Raw genomic sequence first — 19,236 nt, forward strand, 5'->3', positions numbered from 1 at the left:
GACCTGACAGGTTTCAAAAACCTTTCAGGTCTAATTGAAAACAGCAACACAAACTTAAATTGCTTTATATCACTTATATGGTTTAATAAAAATATGAAGAAAATAGTTTTTTTTATTTTTTGTTTTTGCTCAGGTAGTTGCCTTGTTTGGAGTCAGGGCAATAGTTCAGCAAAATTTCGTCAGGAAATTTCGCTGAACTCCGCTTGGGCTACTATTGTTTTAGACCAGCTTCCAAAACAAGAAGAAGCCTTTGTCAGCGATCCAAAAGTCGATGCACAATGGCAACAGGTAAATGTACCGCACAATTGGGATCAATATTACGGATTCAGAAGAACAAAACACGGCAATTTACACGGAACTGCCTGGTACCAAAAATCATTAAAACTGGATAAATCAGCTAAAGGGAAAAGACTTTTTCTGTATTTTGAAGGGGTAAGTTCCTATGCAACCGTTTGGGTAAATGGTAAAAAAGCCGGAGAACACAAAGGCGGCAGAACTACTTTTACAATAGACATAACCCAATTAGTAGTTTTAGGAAAGCAAAATAAGATTTTGGTAAAAGCAGCTCATCCCTCTTTTATTGCTGATTTACCGTGGGTTTGCGGAGGATGTTCCGGCGAATGGGGATTCTCTGAAGGATCTCAGCCTATGGGGATTTTCAGACCGGTTTCTTTGGTCATTACCAATGAAGTCAGAATAGAACCTTTTGGTATTCATATCTGGAATGATGCTTCAACTTCTAAAAAAAGCGCCATTCTTCATACCACAACTGAAATCAAAAATTACGGCAGTTCGAACCGAAATTTAACGATAAAAAATATCCTTTTTGATAAAGACGGAAAAAAAGTAGTTTCGGTAAAAAGTGATATTGCCATTAGTTCTGATGAAACAAAAGAAATAAAACAAACACTTCCTGAAATACCTCAGCCTAAATTATGGTCACCAAATAATCCGTATTTGTATGATTTGATAACGTCTGTTTATGAAAACGGAAAAAAAATAGATGAACTAAAAACACCTTATGGAATTCGCTGGGTAAGCTGGCCGGTAAGCAGAGACGGAAAAGACAATCGGTTTTTTATTAATGATGAACCGTTATTCATCAACGGAACCTGCGAATACGAACATTTAATAGGGAACAGCCATTCATTTTCAGACGAACAGATTCATTCCAGAATCGAACAGATAAAAGCAGCAGGATTTAATGCTTTTAGAGAGGCACATCAACCCCATAATTTATTGTACCAGAAAGAACTGGACGAAAACGGAATCCTGTTTTGGAGTCAGTTTTCAGCACACATTTGGTATGATACTCCTGAATTTAAAGAGAACTTCAAAACCTTATTACGAGAATGGATCAAGGAACGCAGAAACAGTCCTTCAGTAGTCATGTGGGGATTGCAAAACGAAAGCACAATTCCAAAAGAATTTGCTGAGGAATGCACTAAAATCATCCGCGAAATGGATCCTATGTCGGCTTCACAGCGTATTGTCACAACTTGTAACGGAGGAGAAGGAACAGATTGGAATGTTGTACAGAACTGGTCCGGAACCTACGGAGGAGATCCCTTAAAATATCATCTTGAAATGACCACCCAATTATTAAACGGTGAATATGGCGCATGGCGTACAGCAGACTTACATACAGAAGGTGAATTTGACCAAAAAGGAATTCTTAGCGAAAACAGATTCTCCCAATTAATGGAAATTAAAGTTCGCGAAGCAGAGTCAGTAAAAGATAAAATTGCGGGACAATTCAATTGGCTTTTTGCTTCACACGAAAATCCGGGACGCGTTCAGAATGGAGAAGGTTTCAGGGATATAGACAAAGTGGGACCAATAAATTACAAAGGACTTTTTACGATCTGGGGAGAACCTCAGGATGCGTATTATATGTACCGTGCCAATTACGTTTCGAACAAAACCAACCCAATGGTGTATATCGTTTCACACACCTGGCCAAGTCGTTGGGATTCGGTGGGAATTAAAAACGGAATCGATGTTTATTCGAATTGTGATGAAGTCGAATTGTTCAACGACGTGAATAAAGTATCATTAGGCAGATTGAAAAATCCGGGCTTAGGCCAGCATTTTCAATGGAACAATGTCAAGATTCAGTACAACGTTTTATATGCGGTTGGTTATGTAAATGGTGTAGCTGTAGCCAAAGATTATATTGTTTTGAATACACTGCCGAAGGCACCCAATTTAAGTGCATTATATATGGATCAAACTACCATTTTAGAAGCAAAAAAAGGATACAATTATATATACAGGATAAATTGCGGGGGGACAGAAATGACAGACAGTTCCGGAAATACTTGGTTAGCTGATACACACAAAAGTGGCCAAAATACCTGGGGTTCTTTATCCTGGACAGATAAATTCGAGAAGCTTCCGGATTTTTATGCCAGTCAACGCAGTACTTTTGATCCCATAAGCGGTACAAAAGATCAGGCTCTTTTTCAAAGTTTCAGATATGGGGTTGATAAACTGAGTTACGAATTTCCTGCACCGGACGGAGAATATTTAGTCGAGTTGTATTTTACAGAACCTTGGTACGGAACGGGCGGAGGCTTAGATTGCAAAGGCTGGCGTTTGTTTGATGTTGCGATCAATGACAATGTGGTTTTAAAAGATTTTGACATCTGGTCAGAAGCAGGACACGACAAAGCATTGAAGAAAACTTTTGTGATAAAGTGCAAAAACGGAAAAATCACTATTTCATTTCCAAATGTAAAAGCGGGACAAGCGATTCTCTCTGCCATCGCGATTGCAACAAAAGATAAAAACGTAAAGCCGGCAAAGGAATCAGCAAAGAATATTCAAAATCTTGTTTTAGACGTAAAATTAGATTTTAAAATCAGTTCGTGGCTGGATATTAATTCAAAACAATATAGCAATACCGATGCAGTTTTTACAAAAATTCCATCGGAACTTTCCGGGGCAGATTATGTACGATTTTCAGAAGCAAAAAGAAGTAGGGGAAGTTTTAATTTACTTAAGGATTCAAATGTTTATGTATTCCTGCTAAATACGGAAAAAGTACCCGCCTGGATGGAAGGTTATAGTAAAGGAGAAGAAAGTGCCAAAAACAGTTTAGGTTTTACATTCAATGTATATAAGAAGCAATTCAAAGCAAATGAAAAAGTAAATTTTGGAGCATTGAGTTCAGATTTTATAATAGCGGCGGTTCCAGTTTACGATATGGGTGAAAAAGACGATTCAAGACCTGTAGTAGTGATTGAAGCAGAAAAGGCAAAAATAACCGGAAACGGAATAGAAAAAGGAAATTTCAAAAAAGCGGATTATATTGAGTTCACAAAAAAGACTACTAACAACATTGAGTTTGAAGTAAAACCCGGAGTTGCCGGAATTTATTTGATGCGTTTCCGTTTCATAAACCGAAATGAAACGCCACTAAAAGTAAAATTCAAAATGGAAGATGCTTACGGAATTTTGATGCGAAATGATACCATTGAGTTTTTCCCTTCACCGGAAAAATGGAAGGTGTTGAATACAACTTCGGGAGGATATATTAATGCAGGAACGTATAAAATCACTTTAGAAGGAGAGGATTTGAAAGGATTGATGCTGGATAATTTCGAGTTTCAATAGGTTTTGTTGAGGTTCAAAGAGGCAAAGGTGCAAAGGAACAAAGGTTCAAAGAGGCAAAGGTTCAAAGAGGTAAAGGTTCAAAGGTTCAAAGGTGCAAAGGAACAAAGGTTCAAAGGAATAAAGTTGGAGGCTTTGCAATTAAGATTTAGCTTGTCAGGCTGAGCGGAGTCGAAGCCCCGAGGTTCGCGTCATTTTTTGTCATTCCGGGGAACGAAGGATCTTCGTAAGAAACTCGACAAAGATTGCCAAATAAATAATTAGTACATTATCAAGGGTATATTATGATTAAACATAAAAACATTTTGCAAAAAACAGCAATTGCACTACTAATATTGTTCTCAACAATTGGTATCTCACAGACTAAACATGCCAGAATTATCGAAGATTTCAATAAAAACTGGGCCTTCAAATTAGGGGATTATCCAACAGCTCCACAAGCCAATTTTAGTACTACAGATTGGAGAATGCTCCAGTTACCGCACGATTGGAGTATTGAAGGAGCTTTTGATAAAGATAATAAAACAAAACAGGCACAAGGATTTTTACCAGCCGGAAAAGGCTGGTATCGTAAAGTATTTACTGTTCCTGCCAATTGGAAAAATAAATCGGTTACCATAGAATTCGACGGTGTCTTTAAAAATAGTGAAGTATTTATTAACGGGCATTCATTGGGAATGCGTCCTAACGGATATATTTCTTTTGGGTACGATTTATCGAAGTATTTGAATTTTAACAAAAAGCAAAATGTAATTGCTGTAAAAGTCGATAACGATGCACAACCCAATTCAAGATGGTATACCGGTTCCGGAATTTACAGGAATGTACGTTTAGTGACTACCGAAAAACTACACGTAGGGAAATGGGGAACTTTTGTAACAACGCCCGAAGTTGCTGCCGAAAAATCAAAAATACATTTAGAAGTTACGATCGATAATGACAATGCTGCTTCAAAAGAGTTTAAGCTGGTTACTTCAATTTTAAATGCAGACAATAAAGAAGTAGCCAGTTTTACTTCAACAGAAAAAATAACAGCAAAAACATCAGAAAAAAAGATTCATGATTTGGTTTTGAATCAGCTAAAATTGTGGAGTACAGACAGTCCGTATTTGTATAAAGTGGTGACGAAAATTTATGAGAAATCGAAATTAGTTGATAATTACGAAACACCTTTAGGGGTTCGTTACTTTAATTTTGATGCTGAGAAAGGCTTCTCTTTAAACGGAAAACCAACGAAAATATTAGGGGTTTGCCTGCATCATGATAATGGTGCATTGGGCGCTGTAGAAAATATTCATGCGGTTCGCAGAAAATTAACTTTGCTGAAAGAAATGGGAGCGAATGCGATCAGAATGTCACACAATCCGCATTCCCTTGAAATGATGCAATTGTGTGACGAAATGGGATTTATCGTTCAGGATGAAGCTTTTGATGTGTGGAAGAAGAAAAAAGTTACCAACGATTACCATAAAGACTGGGATGCGTGGCACAAACAGGATCTGGAAGATTTTATTAAAAGAGACCGCAACCATCCATCGGTTATGATGTGGAGTATTGGTAATGAAATCAGGGAACAATTTGACAGTACGGGAATTGCGATTACGAGAGAATTAGCTCAGATTGTAAAATCTTTAGATACAACTCGTCCCGTAACCGCAGCTTTGACGGAGAATATAATCGAGAAGAATTTTATTTATCAATCAGGTGCTTTGGATCTTCTGGGTTTCAATTACAAACACGAAGATTACAAAGATTTCCCGCAACGTTTTAAAGGACAGAAAATCTTAGCTTCTGAAAGTGTTTCGGCCTTAGAAACACGTGGACATTATGATCTTCCGGATGGAATTAAAGCGTGGCCAACAAAACATGGTGCTCCGTTTGATGGCAATGCAGATTGGACGGTTTCGGCTTACGATCAGGTAAAATCCTATTGGGGAGCGACACACGAAGAGAACTGGAAAACCATCAGGAAACAGGATTTTATGGCGGGAACTTTTATCTGGACAGGATTCGATTATATTGGAGAACCGGATCCGTACCCGTATCCGGCAAGAAGTTCTTATTTTGGAATCATTGATTTAGCGGGACTTCCAAAAGATGTGTATTATATGTACCAAAGCGAATGGGCAACAAAACCTGTACTGCATATTTTTCCGCACTGGAACTGGAAAATAGGGCAGGAAGTGGAGGTTTGGGCGTATTATAACAATGCTGATGAAGTTGAATTATTCCTTAACGGAAAATCACTTGGAAAGAAAGCCAAACAAAATGATGATTTACATATTTCATGGCGTGTAAAATTCGAACCGGGAACGATAAAAGCAGTTTCCAGAAAGGCTGGAAAAGTAGTTTTAGAAAAGGAAATTCATACAGCCGGAGAAGCTTTCAAAATTGATTTAAAAGCAGATAAAAGGACCATTAGAAATGATACTTACGATTTGGTTTATGTAACGGTTTCTCTTGTAGACAAGGACGGAAATCTGCTTCCAAACGCTAATGATTTAATTGATTTTGAAGTTTTGGGCGGAGGGAAATTAGTTGGAGTTGATAATGGATATCAGGCCAATTTGGATTCTTTTAAAGCCAATTCCTGTAAATTGTTTAACGGTAAATGTATTGTGATCATTCAGTCGAATGAGAAGAAAGAAAATATTCAGTTGAAAGCGAAGTCGGGGAGCTTACAAGCTTCTGTGATTGAAGTTAAAGTGCAGTAAATTTATTGCCGGTAAAGCCGGTAATTTTTTTGAACCATATAAGTATATAAGTGATTTAAGTTTTTTCTTAATGGAGCTTATATATAATTGATATGGTTTGTTTTTTTAATGTTAACTTATCCAGGTTTTGCCAGTTTTGAATTATTTTCCAATTACCATTTATCTTTTTCAAATATATGGCTCTCCCACTTCCGCAAAGACCGGTGCAATGATAATCCAATTGAACGTAGGCGTTTTGTTGATCAAGAGAAAAAACAGGAATTGTCATTTCATAAAATCTAAACATTTCAGATTTTTTTCGTTTTATTAACGCTTTTTCAACTGTTATTGTATTGAGCTTATTAATGAGTTCTTTTTCAATTTTAAGTTTTTCAGGATTTGAATTTTGCTTTAATAGATATAAAGAATCCTTGGATGAAAAGAATGTTTCTCCTTTTATTTTAGTCGTTAGTATTTCCGAAATATATATGTCTCTGGGTGGAAGAGGAGGAATTAATCCGTCACTTCTTTTTTCAGGAATGTATATATTAAGTCTTCTTAGTTCACTGCAAAACATCTTAGAATTTTTATCTTCCGAAAATACATCCAGACTGTCCTGAATTATAATTGTCCTGACAATCTCGTTGATATCCTTAATTTCTTGATTAGCAATAGTAGTCTCTGCTTTTTTGTTTTGACAACTACAAAAAGCAATAATTAGAACTAAAAACAGCGTGATTTTTTTCATGTACTTTATTAAGATTACTCTATTTTACATCAAAGTAAAAGTAGAGATTTAATTTAAAAACGATACAAAGTATTTTCATGATGTCACGATTTTGCTAAGACATTTTATAGAAAAAAACTTATATTAGCAGCTATAAATATTATAAAAGCCGTAAAATGATCTGCACTATTTATTCGCACCAAAGTGGTTTTGAAAACATTAAAGAGACAATCTTATTGAACTTTCCAAAAGGGAATATTTCACTCCGTAAAGAAGATGAATCTGATATCATCGAATTAGAAATTAAAGAAAGTACTTCGAGTCCTTCAAAAAAGGTCAAGATTTTGTATCGTGAAAGAGCTGAACCTTCCTATCAAATCCCTGAAATTAATGATTCTGCCTTAACCGCAAATCTAAAAGGACTTTATGGTTTTGTATATTCACTCCCAACTGTAAATGAAAAAGTAAAAGATTTATTTTTACATAAAATAAAGACTTTAAATTCTGAATTTACTATTATTCAGGAAGAAGGCGAAGTAGATGAATTACAAACGGTAATTGCCAATATTGCAAACGAACTTGATGCTGTTTTATTTGTTCAGCCTGACACGGTTATCAGCAAATCCGCCGGTCAGCATTTTTTAGATAAAAATTTAGAGTTAATCATTGACACGGAAGGAAATTGTGAAATAGAGGATCTCAATGTTACAATCAATTCGGTTTATTTTGATAGAGATCAGAGCGAATTAGAAGAAGATCAAAAGCACAGAAAAGAAAATAGCGAAAAAATTCTCGAGGATCATAATATCAAAATCAACAGACATTTACCATGCATAGAATCTGAAAACGAAACCGTATTAAGAACTCCCAAAGAAATTGCGCAACGCGTTAGTGCTTTGGCGGTAGTAAACCTGGTGGCTTTTAATAGTATTTCTCCGGAGGAAGCAGCAGAATATTTGCAAAACTATAAGCTTTGGGAATTTGTAACTGAAAATGAAAAAGAATTTTTAGCAAACCCAACAGACGATAAAAAAGCAAATGAAAGCTGGAAATGCGAAGGAATCTGGGTTTTAATGTGGGCTTTGAACAAAATTGATACACTTGATTTTCCGGATGAGTTCTGCGATCTGGAAAACATCAATCCGGATGATTATCCGGTGGGTCAGGATAAAGATCCAAACATTTTTATTGATTCCATCGATTCAATACGCTCTAAAAGTGAAATTTTAGATGCTAATGATTTGTATTACAGATTTAATTGGGCTTGTGTTGACGAAAGAATTAATGGCAGGCAGATGGAAGCAATTAATCCCGGAATTGTTTACGAAAGACAATATGCCTTAAACTGGCTTATCAATTACATGGAGCAGGATTGGGATAGTGTTACTTGTGATACCTAAAATTTACTAATTAAGTTTATTGCAATCCCGATAGCGATTTGAAACAGCGAATTGTATCGCAAAGTGCGCAAAGTATATATTAATGCGGTTTTCTAAGAAAATTAAAGTTCGCAAAGCTTGGTATTGAAACAGCTTTGCAAATTTTATTTTTTATTCAATTTACCGAAAAGCGCACAAAGTTATATTAATGTGTTTTCTAAAAAAAATAAAGTTCGCAAACCTTGGTATTGAAACAGCTTTGCGAACTTTTTATTTATCAACTTATATTAGGCAAAAAAAACTTTGCGTTCTTTGCGGTTAATTTTTTATTACGCTATTAAAAACAAACATTCCGCCCCAAAGAATTGAAGCGGAATGTTCTAATTAAAAAAAAAATTCAAGTTATTATTTTTACAGAGTGCATTTCTGCGTTTGTATCTTTTTTAGAATACACCAATATAATGGTTTCCAGGATTGTTGATCAATTTGGCCCCTTTGGTAACCGCTCCGGTAGGAATATCAATAATATAAAGGTTTCCATCTTTTCCAACAGGAGTAACCGCGATGTATAAATCGTTTCCATCAACTACAAAACCTTGGTACTGGCTAAAATCTAATGCAGGGTCATAAGCAATGGCTTCTACTTTTTTAGCAGTTTTTGCATTCAGGTCAATTCTTGCCACAAATCCTTGTTCTCCTGCATCTGCATACGTATAAAGCGCATAAGCAATTCCGTTTCCGGCATATCTCCAGGCATCAATATAAGATCCTTTTATACCAAGAGCAGTATCTAAACTAAAGTTATAAGAGTTGTCATATTGATTGTTTTGGTTGATTCTTAAGATATAAGAACCATTTTTTGTGTCTCTTTGAGTCGCCTGATAAATATTTCCGTCAGTTGCTAAGAAGCTGTTAAAACTACGGAAACCACTTGTATCTCCAAACGCTACCGTAGAAGTAATCACCTGTGGATTCTCTAATGAAGGGTAATCAACCACTACAGATTTAGAACCTAAACGATCAAATGTAGCTTCATTTTGTCCGGTTGTTGGATTTGTTTTGCGCATCCAGGTACCAATGATCAGTTTGTTTCCGGCTTTGTTAAGTGTTGGGGCATCTAAGCGGAAGATGTGATGTCCTTGTGCTTCTTCCTGAGCAGTTAAGGCAATTTCGTATTGTTTAAATGCTGAAATTAAAGTTTGTTGCATATTCAATGACAACACAGTAGCGGTACCTCTTGTGTATTTGTAACTTTTGTCTGTGTTGGTTACGATTACAGGTGCCGTTACATTTACTGCAACACCCGTTTTATCTCCATCAAAAAGTTTGTTCCATCTTGGTGATGTTCCCGCATATTGAGAAATATTAACGGTAGTTCCGGATTGAGCGAAGTTAGCAGCTCCGTTTACTTTATAGGTCATAAATTCGCCACCGTTAGCACCTGTATAAGTAATATTAAAAAGTGTGCTACCATCTACAGACGATTGCAAACGAGCGGTTCTGCTTGACTGAACAGGAGATCCTTTGCCGTAAACATCAATAGAAAAATTAGGGTTTCTCGCATCTTCTTTACTTACCGAAAATACTTTTGTACCTCCGTTTCCGTCTCCGGGTTCTGTTTGCATTAATGCACCCGCAAGAGTAATCCAACGTCCTGGAGTTTCAGGTAATGTAGGTGCGGGATTGTCGTTATTGTCGTTACTGCTGCAACTTGTTGTTAAGGCAAATGTCGTAAAAACCAGACCACATGCAAGTAATTTAAATGTACTTTTTTTCATATTCATGGATTTAAAAAAATTAATTATAGAGAGTATTAGAATTTATTAAGTGTATAGTTTAATTTTAAATAAAAGGCTCTTCCGGGTTTTTGAACAGCAAAATTGTCGTATACCTGCTCGTTTAGAATATTTCGGGCATCAAAACTTACTATTATTTTTTTGTTAGGAAAAGCATAACTCAATCCTAAGTCTTGCGGAAATTGAGTAGTAGTTTTATCTATTTCGAGCCATGAGGTATAAAATTCTCCCACATAACCAAAATTGTAATACAAGTTCAGTTCAGAATTTTTTTGTATCATATCTTTAAAATTGTACTGAACACTTCCGTTTATGGTGAAATAGGGTTCGTTAGGTAATTGTTGATTGTAATACAGTAGTATATTTCCGTTTTTGTCGTATTTACTTTTATATAATGAATTGAATTTTGACATGTTCATGGATACGAACAGTCTCTTATTGTAGACATAATCAAAAGAGGCTTCAAAACCCATGGCCTGTGCTTTTCCTAGATTCGCAAAAGGTGTCGACTGTACCGCTTCATTTACACGAATACTGATGGCACGAACAATTTTATCTGTAGAATTTCTCCAGAACCCTGATCCGGAAAAAGAGATTTTGTGTCGGTCAAAATCATAAGGACCAAATTTTACTCCTGCGTTTACATTTTTACTTTGTTCGGGTTTTAATTCAGAATTGCCAATTATATTTTCTCCCGGTCTCCCGAATACCTCATCTTCAGAAGGTAATCGTATCGCCTTTTCTGCAGATAATGAAACCATTGTTTTAGGTGTAATAAAATAAGAAGTGGCTAAACCATACCCGAAAAATGAATTTGTATTTTGAGTGATTTTTTCAACAATGGTATTCTGACCGTTTTGAGAGAGGATTTCAGGTTTTATTTCATCTAATTTTTGCTCATAGTATTTACCAAAAACATTGGTTCTTAAACGAGAATCAAAAGCTTCCATTTCGTACGCTAATGAAGAAACTGTTTTTTGCAAATCACGTGTTGCTTCAAAATGGTTCTGAAATTCGGGTTTCATCAAGTCATTGTCATTTCTGTCGATCCTATAAAACATATTGCTAAACACAATTCTGTTCTTTTCATTGATAGTATAGTTTAATCCCATTCGTGAGGTAAGAATATTACTTGCAATGGTATTAACGGTTGGACCGGCTTGTTGCGCTCCGTAAGTAGATAGAATGGGTTTGCCATATAATCCCAATGCCTTTTCACCAGACCAATTATAAGTCCATTTTACGGTATCATTTAAGGTCTCATTTCTTTGGCTATAAACTGCGTTTAGGGTAAAGTCTAGTCCTTTTACAAGGAAATCTTTTTTGGCATAATTCAAACTGATTGCGGTTGCATCAGCCTCTGTAAAACGGCCTTTGTAGGGTCTTGTCATATATTGACCATGCTGAATCTGATTGTGGTCTTCAGAAACATTTACGCCTATTAAAAAGTTATCGGCCCACTTAACGTCTGTAAAACCAGCTTCAAATCTTCCTCCATATGATCTGTACCTATTTTCGAAACGTTTGGCCCTAACATAATCGTAACGCCCGTCAGGTAAGATATTGTAAACAAATTTTCCCCAAACCTCATAATCATTATCAGAGTAATTATAGAATCCGGATCCTTTTACCGTAAAACCGGATTTGCCGCGGTATGTAGTATTAAAATTAGACTGAATGGTATTGAAAGAACCATAAGATACAGACGCATTCAAGGTGTTTTTAGCGCCTTTTTTCAGTACTACGTTTATAGCTCCACCCAAGGCATCATCTGCCAAATGAGCAGGAGTAACACCTTTGTAAACTTCTATACGCTCAATTAATGCCGGTGGAATGCTGTTTAGATTGAATGAAGAACCATAAGTAGAAATGGGAATGCCATCAATAAATACTCGTATAGAATTTCCAGTCATTCCGTTTACGTTATAATCAACACTAGATCCTAAACCACCATTTTGCCTGATTCTGACTCCTGCAGAGCGGTCCAGTAAATCATTTGTTTGTAGGTTTCTGTTCGCTGCTTCTTTAGTATCGATGACATTGACAGAGAAACCTTTATCTGTAATCTCTTTTTTTATGGATTTTTTCTGAACGACAACTTCTTTAAGGCTTTTAGGGTCATTTTTTTCTATAGCAATATCAATATGAAATGAAGGACGATTGAGATGAATGTTGACCGTTTTAGTTTTGGCCTCTAAAGAAGAAATTTCTAAAGTATAATGGCCATAAGCCAGTGCTTCGATTTCAAAATGACCTTCATTATCGGCAATAACAAATTTTTGTGTTCCTAAAACCAGTACTGAAGCCCCGGAAGTTCCTTGATGATGAGGAAAGCTTACTTTTCCGGTAATGTTTCCATTTTGGGACCAGGCAGAAAAATTCGCAAGTAAAAGAACAAATAATATAAATTTCATAATTAATTTACGTATCAATAGGAGTGCAAACTTATGAGATTGTTTATATTTAATCTAAATAAATAGATTAGAAGATTGTTAGAATTATATTAGAAATTCTAATGTTGAGATTTTGGGATTAGAGATTATTCTTAGACAATTATTATTATTATTATTATTATTATTATTCAAAAGGTTGCACTTAATTAAAAGAAAAAAAAATAGTGTTTTGCGTTTTTTTGAGAATAGTTATCGTAGTAATTTAACCGCGAAGCACGCTAAGTTTTCGCCAAGTTCGCAAGGGATCAGGAATTGTATGCAAAGTTGCAAGGACGCAGGTTTAGCACATTTTTGAGAATGCTGACAACGGAAGAATCTTCAACGAAACCCCGTAAAGAAAGGTCGTAATTTGGAATGACCAGACTATAGGATTACCTTATACCCGGGCAAACCCGACAGGTTTTTTAAACCTGTCGGGTTTTACGTTTTTTGATTAATTAATCAATGATATGCAATGTTTCTTTTTACAGCTTTGCTTTAAAATTTTTGATGGAGAAGTTTTTTGATTTCACGAGTTTTCCGTTATCCGTAATCATGACGCAGCTGTAATTTGGATATTTTTGAAGTAAAAGGAGTCCTTCTTTTTGCCCTAAAACCATAAGTGAAGTACTCAGGCCATTTGCAGTTTCGGCATTTGGACCAAAAACAGACACGCTGCACAATCCGGTTGCAGGATAACCAGTTGCAGGATTAATGATATGTGAATAACGTTTTCCGTTGAAAACAACAAACTTTTCGTAGCTTCCGGAGGTCGTTACAGCACCGTTGTTTAAAGGAATTACCGCAAATAGTGTGTCAGGATGAAACGGATTTGTCATGCCAATGTTCCAGTCTTTCCCATTGGGTTGTTTGCCCCAGGCTGTCATATCTCCCGATCCGTTTACGATTCCGGCTTTAATGCCTTTTGCCAGCATCATACTCCTGCATTTATCCGTCGCATAGCCTTCGCCTAATGCCCCAAAACCAATTTTCATTCCTTTTAATTTTAGGAATATAGTCGATTGAACAGAGTCTAAAATGATGTTTTTATAGCCCACTTTTGCTACTGATTTTTTTATGGCTTCCGCCGAAGGCATCTCGGTCATCGATCCGTCAAATTTCCAAATACGGTCCATTGCTGCAAAACTCACATCAAAACCACCGTTTGTAGCTTCAGAAAATTGTATGGCTCTTTGGGTTAGTTCAAAGACCTCACGATCTACTTTTACAGGTTTTATTCCTGCATTTTGATTGACTTGTGATACTTGTGAGTCCGGTTTCCAATCTGAAATCAGGTTTTCTATTCTTGTAATTTCAGCAATGACTTCATCAATATTCTGCTCTGCTGAAAGGGAATCTTTGGCAACGATGGTAATATCAAAACGGCCGCCCATAAGCAATGTGGTTCTTTTTCTTAAGACTTGTGCATTGATAGATAAGCTGCATAGGATTATAGAAAAAAACAGAAAGGTATATAAGGTTGATTTATGCATGAAAATCGTTTTAATAATTCATTTTTTTTAATTTAGCACATAGAAATGCAGATCTTGTATACTCAAAAAAAGATGTTTCATTTGTTGCACTAGTGGCAGTGATTTGTTTTTCAGTTCGGTACAAGAAATCACATACCATTACTCATATTATCTAAATATATTTCACCCCGCCGGGGTTCTTTCGATTGAATTTATAATTTTCTATAAACATTTCGTCCCGCTGGGACTTGTACTTTTCAAATTAATAGTACTATTAAAAGCTCCATCGGGGCGATATATTAATTCTAATCGCAAAAATCTTTTGCCCCGCTGAGGGTTGTCGATTTAATATATAATTTTCTATCAATATTTAGTACCTAATGGCACTCTGGTTATGAAATTAACTGTACGTCCGAATTTGTGCAAATTAGTGAAATTCGTGTTTAGTAACAATCACTCAGCAATTGTCCATTTTCTTTATAATGAGCTATATTGTTCGTTCTTCTTTCTGTGCATAATTTGTCCAGAATAGTTTCTACATCTTCTTGCATGGCAAGCGAACCGCAAATCATGATTACACCGCCTTCTTTTAACAAATTGATAAAAAAGTCAGCATCACGTTTAATCAGATTCATGACATAAAAATGTTCTGCTTCGCGTGATAATGCCAGATGAAAACTTTGAAGTTTTTGCTTTTGGATCATTTCGGCCGTAAACTTTTTATATCCTTTTACAGTTTCTGTTTCCATTCGGAATCCGGCATATAAATGCGTTTCTGTTTGGGCTTTATTTTGCTCAATCATTCCAAGGAAAGGGGCGATTCCGGTTCCATTAGAAATTAGTGCTACTTTAGATATTTTTTTAGGAAAATGAAATGCTTTATTATTGATAATTCTCGCTTTGATAACGTTTCCCGGCACCAGACTATTTAAGAATTCAGAACCTAAACCGTGTGGATGTAATTTTACAACCAATTGAATATTTCCGGTATGTTTTCCGATAGAGTAGAGACGTTCTCTGGTATCGTTTGCGGGATAAATAGCCAGTAAATCACCTGAACTGAATTTAGCCCTGAGATTGGCTCTAAGGGTAAGTATAAAAGTTTGTTCCTGTTCAGATACAAGGGTTTTATCTAATATCATTAGCTTTTGCAAACCTTTTGGAACATGGTTGTATAAGGATGGTGTCGTTGATAATGAATTTTCGGTTTTTGCATTCCATAATTTGATCCATTCCACGAATTCCTGAGCAGATTTGTCGTTTACGGTTTGTACATCTACTAAGCGTTCGGCCCAATGTTGATTTTTTAATTGTTGGTCAATTTCAAAAGCAAAAGCACAAAAATCCGGATAGGCTTTCGAACCAAAACCTACTACAGAAAAGTTAATCTTTTGTTGTTGCGGATATTTCTTTAAAAGAGATAAAAATTTATTTCCGTTAGAAGGTGCGTCTCCTAATCCGTGTGTAGAAGAAAAAACAATAATATGTACTGCTTTTGGAAAAGTAGTATAGCTATTCAATTCACAGACAAAAGCCTTTTTTCCATGTGCTGTTAATTGTTTGAGAATGGCGTTGGCAAATCGCAATGAGCTTCCGTTTTCAGAACCAACCAATAAAATAAATTCACTTTCACTGGCTTTGAATTTGTTTTTAATACGACTGGATCTTCTTTTTAAGGTAATAGCAAAACCGGAATAAATGAAGAAAAGGATATTAATACTTGCGACGGCCAATATAAAAGCCCAGATAGCATTGGTTTTTCCGGTATGAAGATTAAGGCTCAAATCAGATAACTGAACGCTCATTGGAGAACGCTTTTCAGTTACAAGAGCACCTGTCACTTGGTTGACCTCAATTTCACGGTCTTTTAATTGAATGATAAAGTATTCTTCAGGATCGTCTGTAAATGGGAATTCGATTTTTTTAATGTCAGCTAAAAGGGTAGTGGTAAATACAGAAACTGTTCTACCTTTTGGAGTTGGAACAATTACAGCTTTCTCCTTTTGATTATTTTCTTTTCCCATGAAAAAGTTAAACCTTTCCAACGATAAATAAGTTCCGGAAAGGGCAATAATTAGAATTGGAATGAGAGCCAATCGACCTAAAACAACATGATAATATTGGGCAAAATATTCTTTGACTACTTTTGAAAAGAAATTGCGAATACCTCTTTGTCTGTTCAAAACAAGAGCGAAACCTGAAATCGAGATTAATACCAATAAAAAGGAAATTACCCCAACAAAAAATCGTCCCGTTTCATGAAGAAACAAAGAACGATGAAAACCGGTGATCCATTGTATAAATTCACTTTTCTTAATTGGCTTGCCTAATTGTTTACCTGTTTTAGGATTAATATAAGCATTAACATCATTACCATCCGGATCGATAGCCTGTAACGTTACAAATTGATTATGATCTACACTTAGTTCTGTAATTTCCGGATAGGACTTTTTTAGTATTGGCAAGGTTTCTCCTAAGGTAATTTTGTCAAAATTTTCTATCCGGTACGGAAGTGTTTTTTCCTGCATGGCATCAACTGCCAGAATGATACCGGTTACTGAAGCTAAAACTAAAAAAAAAGAAGAAAACAAAGCCAGGGCCAAGTGTGTGTAACGCCAAAAAGAAAGAGTCATTGAGTGTAATCTATAGTGTAATCAAATGTAATTGAGAATTGGTTTGCCACAGATTAAAGGGATTTTTTAAGATTTTCTTTTAGGATGGAAAGAAATCAGTATGAATCTTTTTAATTTGTGGCAACTTTATTTTTAAACAATGAAATTAAATTTTGTTTAATCTCACGTACCTAATATAACCTTTTCCTTCTGTTTTGTCAGCTAAACCTTCAGTGGTTAAAGGGATTTCAAGATCACTTACATAGTATTTCTGATCTTCAACAGCTGATTCAAATCTTAATTTATATCCTTTGTTAATTTTAGCATCATCGATTTCTATGGTTGTAATGCTACGATCTCCGCCAGTAACTGATGCTCCGGTTTTTGCACTGATATCGGCAGGTTTTTGAGTTTGAAATTTGTTCCACTCTTTCAACGATTTATACCATTTTTTATCGTCACCCATTACATAAAGTGTTTTTTCATAACCTCCGGCAGGATTAATAAGAGAAACTACGATGTAAGCTCCTTCTCCCATATAATTTGCCATTTGAAGCATGCATTTGTATTTACTAGCTTGTGCATTTGCCTGAAAAGAGATAAGAAAGATTAATGTGCTTGTCAAAGCTATTTTAAGTATTGATTTCATATGTAAATTTGTGAGTTGTGAATTGTGAATTGTGAGCCATGAATTATGAGTTTGATTTTAACTTATAACTCATAATTCATAACTTTTATATTATTTTAGGAATTCAACCGAAACGTTGTTTTTAGTCAATGACTCATTTTCTTTAGCCAGTGCATAAGCGCTTTCGTCAAATTCGGTAGTGATATCTTTTTTAGCACCAAGTGATACCAGGTATTTCAAAATTGTATCGTCTTTGGCTACCATTGCAGCTTTGTGTAAAGCCGTCATTCCATCTTTATTTTTAGTATTGACATCAATGTTTAAAGGCGCTATTTTTTTTAGCAAAGCCAAATCGTTTTTAGCTATGGCAAAATGGTACAAGGTACTCCCGTCTTTTTGTGCAGCAGCAAGATTTAAACCTTTATCCTGAAGTAATTTAATTTTAGCATCAAAAGGATCTTTAGCATTGGCTTCTCCGCGACCCATTGGTCGGTAAGATTGTACCAGATAAACACCTAAATTGTTTCCGTCTTTATCTTTTACATTCACGTCAGCACCTTTATTCAAAAGAAGGCTAACAGCTTCAGGAGTTCCTGATTTTACTGCCATGGTTAAAGCTGATTCTCCTTTTAGATTTTGTAAATTAATATCTTTGGCTACCGGTAATAATTTCTCTAGCCCAGCAGTTTCTCTGGCTCCGGCGGCAATCATCACCGGAGTATTTCCTTCTTTATTTGCTTTGTTGGCATCAACACCTTTTGCTAAAAAATAAGTAATTATTTCCCCTTGGTTTGGTTTATTTGCCAAAATATGAAGTACATTTTCTCCGGATTTGCTGGTAGCGGTTGGTTTTATTTTTACTTCTTCAACCAAATACTTATAAGTTTCAAGCGTATTGGTTTCTCTGCGTGAGCCTTGTGCAGCAATAAGCAGTGCATTATCAGTATATTTTACTTTTTTGTCTAATAACTTTTTTAAAAGCGTGATGTTTCCTGTTCGGGCAGCATAGTCAAAAGCAGTGCTTCCGTTATTATCGACATCTTTAAGAGACAATCCTTTAGTGGTTAAATAGTCTGTTAGGGTAAGATCTTTATCAGCCGGAACAGCGATTAGAAGCAGGTTGGCACCATCGGCATATTTTTTCTTTGGATCTATTCCCGCTTTAAAAAAAGCTTCATATAATTTAGGATCTGCCTGACCATTAGCAGCTGCAAAAGCAAGTGGAGTAGTGCCATGACTGTCTTCGAAATTAATATCAGATCCTTTTCCAATAAGATATTCTACCAATTCAGTATTTCCTCTGTAAGCCGCCCAGTGCAAATAAATACGATTGTCGTGAGTAGGTTTATTTAACGGATTTCCGGGTTGGTCTAACAAGAATTTTATACTTGCCAAAGGAGCATCATTGTTGATAGCGATAACAGTAACATCAAAAGCATTTGGATTGGCCTCTGCCGGATTGTTTCCTTTTGCAATTTCTGCTTTAACAACGCTAACATCTGGTGCTGTTTTCCAAAAAGACTGTTCTAATAAGATGTTCTTTTGTTGAGCACTCACAAATAAAGTAGCGACTAATGCCAAAGAGATAAAAATATTCTTTTTCATGTTTAGGTATTTATTGTTTTGAACTTGTTTAGGTCAATTTTTATTTTACTAAAATTTAATTGTAGCATCAAAGCTATTTAGAACAAATAAAAATAACGCAAATGTAAAAATTAATATTAGTAAATCAATTTATTTAGGAAAGAAACTCCAATTTTAATCGATTCTTAGGTTTTTAGAAAGTCCGGAATTTTTGTTTTTGATAATGATAACGGAGAAAAAAATAAGTGAACAATCAGGTGTTCTGTTTTGCTGTAAGTTATAAGGTATGTCATTACTT

At 35.6% G+C, this 19,236-nt stretch carries 10 protein-coding genes; 3 read left to right on the forward strand and 7 right to left on the reverse strand.

Going from position 1 to position 19,236, the window contains the following annotated elements; all coding sequences use genetic code 11:
- Positions 1 to 93: 93 nt before the first annotated feature.
- Positions 94 to 3,618, forward strand: coding sequence for a malectin domain-containing carbohydrate-binding protein (locus ACQY44_RS22095; protein ID WP_428232439.1), 3,525 nt, complete (start codon positions 94 to 96; stop codon positions 3,616 to 3,618).
- 281 nt (positions 3,619 to 3,899) lie between these two features.
- The gene (locus tag ACQY44_RS22100) at positions 3,900 to 6,329 is read left to right on the forward strand and encodes a sugar-binding domain-containing protein (RefSeq protein WP_428232440.1); all 2,430 of its coding nucleotides are present in this window, start codon (positions 3,900 to 3,902) and stop codon (positions 6,327 to 6,329) included.
- Between the two features lie 67 nt (positions 6,330 to 6,396).
- Here ACQY44_RS22100 and ACQY44_RS22105 read toward each other — a convergent pair whose 3' ends face one another.
- Complete coding sequence (locus tag ACQY44_RS22105; protein ID WP_428232441.1) at positions 6,397 to 7,056, reverse strand: hypothetical protein; 660 nt, start codon at positions 7,054 to 7,056, stop codon at positions 6,397 to 6,399.
- 155 nt (positions 7,057 to 7,211) lie between these two features.
- Here ACQY44_RS22105 and ACQY44_RS22110 point away from each other — a divergent pair, with 155 nt between their 5' ends.
- Positions 7,212 to 8,435, forward strand: coding sequence for a DUF4272 domain-containing protein (locus ACQY44_RS22110; RefSeq protein WP_428232442.1), 1,224 nt, complete (start codon positions 7,212 to 7,214; stop codon positions 8,433 to 8,435).
- A gap of 422 nt (positions 8,436 to 8,857) precedes the next feature.
- Here the strand turns inward: ACQY44_RS22110 and ACQY44_RS22115 are convergent, their stop codons facing one another.
- From ACQY44_RS22115 to ACQY44_RS22140, 6 genes are all read right to left on the reverse strand, one after another.
- Positions 8,858 to 10,192 (reverse strand): hypothetical protein, encoded by a 1,335-nt coding sequence (locus tag ACQY44_RS22115; RefSeq protein WP_428232443.1) that lies wholly within the window; start codon positions 10,190 to 10,192, stop codon positions 8,858 to 8,860.
- Positions 10,193 to 10,227: 35 nt separating this feature from the next.
- Complete coding sequence (locus tag ACQY44_RS22120; RefSeq protein WP_428232444.1) at positions 10,228 to 12,624, reverse strand: TonB-dependent receptor; 2,397 nt, start codon at positions 12,622 to 12,624, stop codon at positions 10,228 to 10,230.
- Positions 12,625 to 13,127: 503 nt separating this feature from the next.
- On the reverse strand, positions 13,128 to 14,135 hold the full coding sequence (locus tag ACQY44_RS22125; protein ID WP_428232445.1) for an FAD:protein FMN transferase: 1,008 nt from the start codon (positions 14,133 to 14,135) through the stop codon (positions 13,128 to 13,130).
- Positions 14,136 to 14,557: 422 nt separating this feature from the next.
- Entirely contained in the window at positions 14,558 to 16,747 is a 2,190-nt protein-coding gene (locus tag ACQY44_RS22130) for a PepSY domain-containing protein (RefSeq protein WP_428232446.1), read from the reverse strand.
- Positions 16,748 to 16,892: 145 nt separating this feature from the next.
- A complete protein-coding gene (locus tag ACQY44_RS22135; RefSeq protein WP_428232447.1) occupies positions 16,893 to 17,375 on the reverse strand; it encodes a DUF2271 domain-containing protein in 483 nt (160 codons plus the stop codon).
- A 90-nt stretch (positions 17,376 to 17,465) separates the two neighbouring features.
- The gene (locus ACQY44_RS22140; RefSeq protein WP_428232448.1) at positions 17,466 to 18,959 is read right to left on the reverse strand and encodes an ankyrin repeat domain-containing protein; all 1,494 of its coding nucleotides are present in this window, start codon (positions 18,957 to 18,959) and stop codon (positions 17,466 to 17,468) included.
- Positions 18,960 to 19,236: the final 277 nt, after the last annotated feature.

The sequence above is a fragment of the Flavobacterium sp. genome, from assembly GCF_965277525.1.
In the GTDB taxonomy this organism is placed as follows: Bacteria; Bacteroidota; Bacteroidia; order Flavobacteriales; family Flavobacteriaceae; genus Flavobacterium.